Genomic DNA, 4,791 nt, shown 5'->3' with positions numbered 1-4,791 from the left:
CGCCTACTTCGCACCAAGGCCCCCTGTCATATGACCGCCGAGCGCATCCGCGAGATTCCCTACAACTACACCTCCTTCTCCGATCGCGAGATCGTGATCCGCTTCCTCGGCTCGGATACCTGGGACCTGCTGAACGAACTGCGCGGCGAGCGCCGCACCGGCGTCTCCGCGCGCATGCTCTTCGAGGTGCTGGGCGATCTCTGGGTGGTCTCCCGCAACCCCTACATCCAGGATGACCTGCTCGGCCACAGAAAGCGCCGCGAGGCGCTGATCGAGGCCATGCAGCACCGGATCGAGCAGATCGTCGCGCGTGCCGACGGCAACGAGAAGGCACTGCAGCTGGCGCGGGACGCCGAAGGCGCCGTGCGCGCCTTCGCCGAGGAATTCCGCGACACCGCGAAGCTGCGCAGCCGCGTGCGCAAGCGCCTGTCCGGCCTCACCCACAAGCACAACATCGAATTCGGCGGCCTGGCCCGAGTGTCGCACGTGACCGACGCCACCGACTGGCGCGTGGAGCTTCCCTTCGTCGTGCTCACGCCGGATTCCGAGGCCGAGATGGGCCGGCTGGTCGAGGCCTGCATCGAGCTGGGCCTGACCGTGATCCCGCGCGGCGGCGGCACCGGCTACACCGGCAGCGCGGTCCCGCTGACGCCGCGGGCGGCGGTGATCAACACCGAGAAGCTCGAGGGCATCGGCGAGGTGGTCCACAAGCCACTGCCGGGCGTGGACCGCGACGTCGCCACGGTGCGCGTCGAGGCCGGCGTGGTCACGCGCCGGGTCTCCGAACTCGCCGGCGAGAGCGGTCTGGTCTTCGCGGTCGATCCCACCTCGCAGGACGCCTCCACCATCGGCGGCAACATCGCGATGAACGCCGGCGGCAAGAAGGCCGTACTCTGGGGCACCGCGCTCGACAATCTCGCCTCCTGGCGCATGGTCACCCCGCAGGCGGACTGGCTGCAGGTGGAGCGGCTCGACCACAACCTCGGCCGGATCCACGACGCCGAGCGGGTCCGCTTCCGGATCACCCGCTTCGGCCCCGACGGCAGCACCCCCCGCGGCGAACCCGAGGAACTGGAACTGCCCGGCCCGGCCTTCCGCAAGGCCGGGCTCGGCAAGGACGTGACGGACAAGGCGCTGATGGGCCTCCCCGGCATCCAGAAGGAGGGCTGCGACGGTCTGATCACCTCGGCCGAGTTCATCCTGCACCGGATGCCGGCCTTCGTACGCACCGTCTGCCTGGAGTTCTACGGATCCGATCTGCACCAGGCGGTGCCAGCGATCGTCGAGATCAAGGACGCCACGGACGCCGACCCCGACGTACTGCTCGCGGGCCTCGAACACCTCGACGAGCGCTACGTGAAGGCGGTGAAGTACACCCCCAAGGGCGCGCGCGGCGAGGCCCCGAAGATGGTGCTGATCGCCGACATCGTCTCCGACGACGAGGAGGCGCTGGCCCGGCGCGCGGCGGCGATGGTGCGCTCCGCGAATGCCCGCAACGGCGATGGCTTCATCGCGGTGAGCCCCGAGGCCCGCAAGCGCTTCTGGGCCGACCGCGCCCGCACCGCCGCGATCGCCGCGCACACCAACGCCTTCAAGATCAACGAGGACGTGGTGATCCCGCTGGAACGCCTCGCGGAGTACACCGAAGGGGTCGAGACCCTGAACGTGCGCGAGTCATTGAAGAACAAGCGCGCGATGGTCGACGAGATCCTCGTCTGCCTGCGCGGCGAGCACCCGGAACTGCGCAAGCTGCTGGGCGAACAGGGGAGCGAGGGCCAGCAGTGGTTCGAGGCCAAGCGCGAGCGGGCACTCGAGGTGCTGGAGGCGGTGCGCGCGCGCTGGGCCGCGATCGACGAACACTTCTTCAGTGCCGCAACGGACTGCGAACAGTGGCTGGATGACCGGGCCCGCGCCGACCTGCGCCCCGGCGACCGGCTGATCGACCTGCTGCTGCGGCGCAGCCTGCGCATCTCCTACCGGCGCGAGGTCGAGCGGCCGCTGTTCGAGATCTTCGACGGGCACCAGCTGGAATCGGTACGCAAGCGCATCACCGCGATCCACGACCGGGTCCTGACCAGCCGCCTGTTCATCGCGCTGCACATGCACGCCGGCGACGGCAACGTGCACACCAACATCCCGGTGAACTCGAACGACTACCCGATGATGCAGGCGGCCGAGCGCCTGGTCGAGGCGGTGATGAAGCTCGCCCGCGATCTCGACGGCGTGATCTCGGGCGAGCACGGGATCGGCATCACCAAGATGCAGTTCCTGGAGCCGGAGCGGATCGAGGCCTTCGCCGAGTACAAGCGGAAGGCCGATCCTGACGGTGTCTTCAACGCCGGCAAGCTGCTGCCCGGCTCCGGGCTCGCGAACGCCTACACGCCCTCGCTGCGGCTGGTCGAGCAGGAGGCGCTGATCCTTGAGGAGAGCGAACTCGGCGCGCTTAACGACGAGATCAAGGACTGCCTGCGCTGCGGCAAGTGCAAGCCCGTGTGCAACACCCACGTGCCGCGCGCGAACCTCCTGTACTCGCCGCGCAACAAGATCCTGGCGACCGGACTGATCGTCGAGGCCTTCCTGTACGAGGAGCAGACCCGGCGCGGCCTGTCGCTGCAGCACTTCGAGGAGATGAACGACGTCGCCGATCACTGCACGATCTGCCACAAGTGCCTGAGCCCGTGCCCGGTGGACATCGACTTCGGCGACGTGACCATGCACATGCGCGCGATCCTGAAGAACCGCGGGCAGCGCCAGTTCAAGCCGGCCACCGCCGCGTCGATGGCCTTCCTGAACGTGAAGGACCCGACCACGATCAAGGCCATGCGCAAGGGCATGATCGAGTGGGGCTACGCGGCGCAGCGCCTCGGCCACGCGACCTTCCGCAGGCTGAAGCTGCTGAACGGACAGAAGCCGCCGGGCGCGACCACCGGCAAGATGACGCTCCCCGCGCAGGTGGTCCACTTCGTGAAGAAGCCGATGCCCGCCGGCCTGCCCTCCCAGACCACGCGCGCGATGCTGGGCCTGGAGGACGCCCGCTACGTCCCGGTGCTGCGCGACCCGGACAAGACCGACATCGACTCCGAGGCGGTCTTCTACTTCCCCGGCTGCGGCTCCGAGCGCCTGTTCAGCCAGGTGGGGCTCGCGACGCTCGCGATGCTCTACGACGTCGGCGCGCAGACCGTGCTGCCGCCCGGCTACCTCTGCTGCGGCTACCCGCAGCTCGGCAACGGCGACAACGCGAAGGGCCAGGCGATCACCACCGAGAACCGGGTGCTGTTCCACCGCGTGGCCAACACCCTGAACTACCTCGACATCAAGACCGTGGTCGTCTCCTGCGGCACCTGCATGGACCAGATGCTGAAGTACGAATTCGACCGCATCTTCCCCGGCTGCCGCCTGCTCGACATCCACGAATACCTGATGGAGAAGGGGGTGAAGACCGAGGGCGTGCCCGGCGTGCAGTACCTCTACCACGACCCCTGCCACTCGCCGATGAAGACCCACGCCCCCACGGACGTCGCGAACGACCTGCTCGGCCAGCCGGTGCTGCAGTCCGACCGCTGCTGCGGCGAGGCCGGCACCTTCGCGATCAGCCGCCCGGACATCGCCAGCCAGGTCCGCTTCCGCAAGCAGGAGGAGCTGCACAAGGGCATCCGCGCACTCACCGGCGAAGACCGCGCAAAGGACGGCAACGTGAAGATCCTCACCAGCTGCCCCGCCTGCCAGCAGGGCCTGTCCCGCTACCGCGAAGACACCGGCCTCGACACCGACTACATCGTCGTCGAACTCGCCAACCGCCTGCTGGGCGACGACTGGCAGCAGGGCTTCGTGGCCAGGGCCCGCGCGGGGGGCATCGAGAAGGTACTCCTATAACCCCAACCCCAACCCCCCTGTAGGAGCGGCTTCCAGCCGCGATCCCCAACGCCGATCGCGGCCAGAGGCCGCTCCTACAAAGTCCCCGATAGCAGGCGAGCCCCTCGCCGATCCAGCGCCCGACAAACCCCATCGGCCAGAGGCTGGCCTCCTAGACGGGTTTCCACGCGGCACCTGCTAGACTTGCAGACATGGACACAAGCATCGAAATCGCGCGCATTCGGAGGGTTCTGCAGCACCACGCCGAGCTGGAACTGGCGATCCTCTTTGGATCCCTTGCACGGCAAGCCACCCGGCGGCACAGCGATGTGGATCTCGCCGTCAGCGCCGGCTCGCCCCTGTCCACCGAAGCGCGTGTTGCACTCGTCGAGGAACTGGCCTCCGCCACAGGCCGCCCAGTGGACCTGGTGGACCTCACGCAAGCCGGCGAGCCCTTGCTCGGCCAGATCCTCACCACCGGCGTCCGCGTGACTGGCAGCGACGAAGCCCACGCCCGTTTTCTGACCCGCCACCTGATCGAACAGGCGGACTTCCTCCCCTACCGCGACCGCATCCTCGCCGAAAGGAGGCAAGCGTGGATCGACGCGTAATCGAACAGAAGCTCGAGACCCTGCGCTATTGTGTAAACCGCGTCGCAGAACGCTGCCCGGAGAATGCCGACACGCTTGCCCGGGACCCGGATAGCCAGGACATCATCGCCCTGAACCTCTCCCGCGCTGTCCAGCAATGCGTCGACATCGGGGCCCACCTGATCACGTCACTCGATCTGCCACCGCCCGGCACCATGGGCGAAACCTTCGACCGCCTCGCCGAGGGCAATATCATCGATGGCGCCCTCGCGGATCGACTGAAGAAGGCCGTCGGCTTCCGCAACATCGCCGTGCACAACTACGAGCGCATCAACTGGGACATCGTCCA

General features: G+C 67.9%; 3 protein-coding genes. All 3 read left to right on the top strand.

Annotation, left to right across the window (positions count from 1 at the left end):
- The first annotated feature begins 30 nt into the window (after positions 1-30).
- Positions 31-3,873, top strand: a complete 3,843-nt coding sequence (locus ACESMN_RS13320) for a DUF3683 domain-containing protein (RefSeq protein ID WP_373054093.1) — start codon at positions 31-33, stop codon at positions 3,871-3,873.
- Positions 3,874-4,064: 191 nt separating this feature from the next.
- Positions 4,065-4,463: a type VII toxin-antitoxin system MntA family adenylyltransferase antitoxin gene (gene mntA, locus ACESMN_RS13315; RefSeq protein ID WP_373054092.1), complete on the top strand. Its 399-nt coding sequence runs from the start codon at positions 4,065-4,067 to the stop codon at positions 4,461-4,463.
- Positions 4,448-4,791: type VII toxin-antitoxin system HepT family RNase toxin (gene hepT / locus ACESMN_RS13310; RefSeq protein WP_373054091.1), on the top strand; the 344-nt coding region annotated here is incomplete at its 3' end. The genes mntA and hepT, both read left to right, overlap by 16 nt.

Source organism: Thioalkalivibrio sp., from assembly GCF_041690275.1.
Classification (GTDB): domain Bacteria; phylum Pseudomonadota; class Gammaproteobacteria; order Ectothiorhodospirales; family Ectothiorhodospiraceae; genus Thioalkalivibrio.
This window is presented reverse-complemented; position numbering and strand designations above follow the sequence as displayed.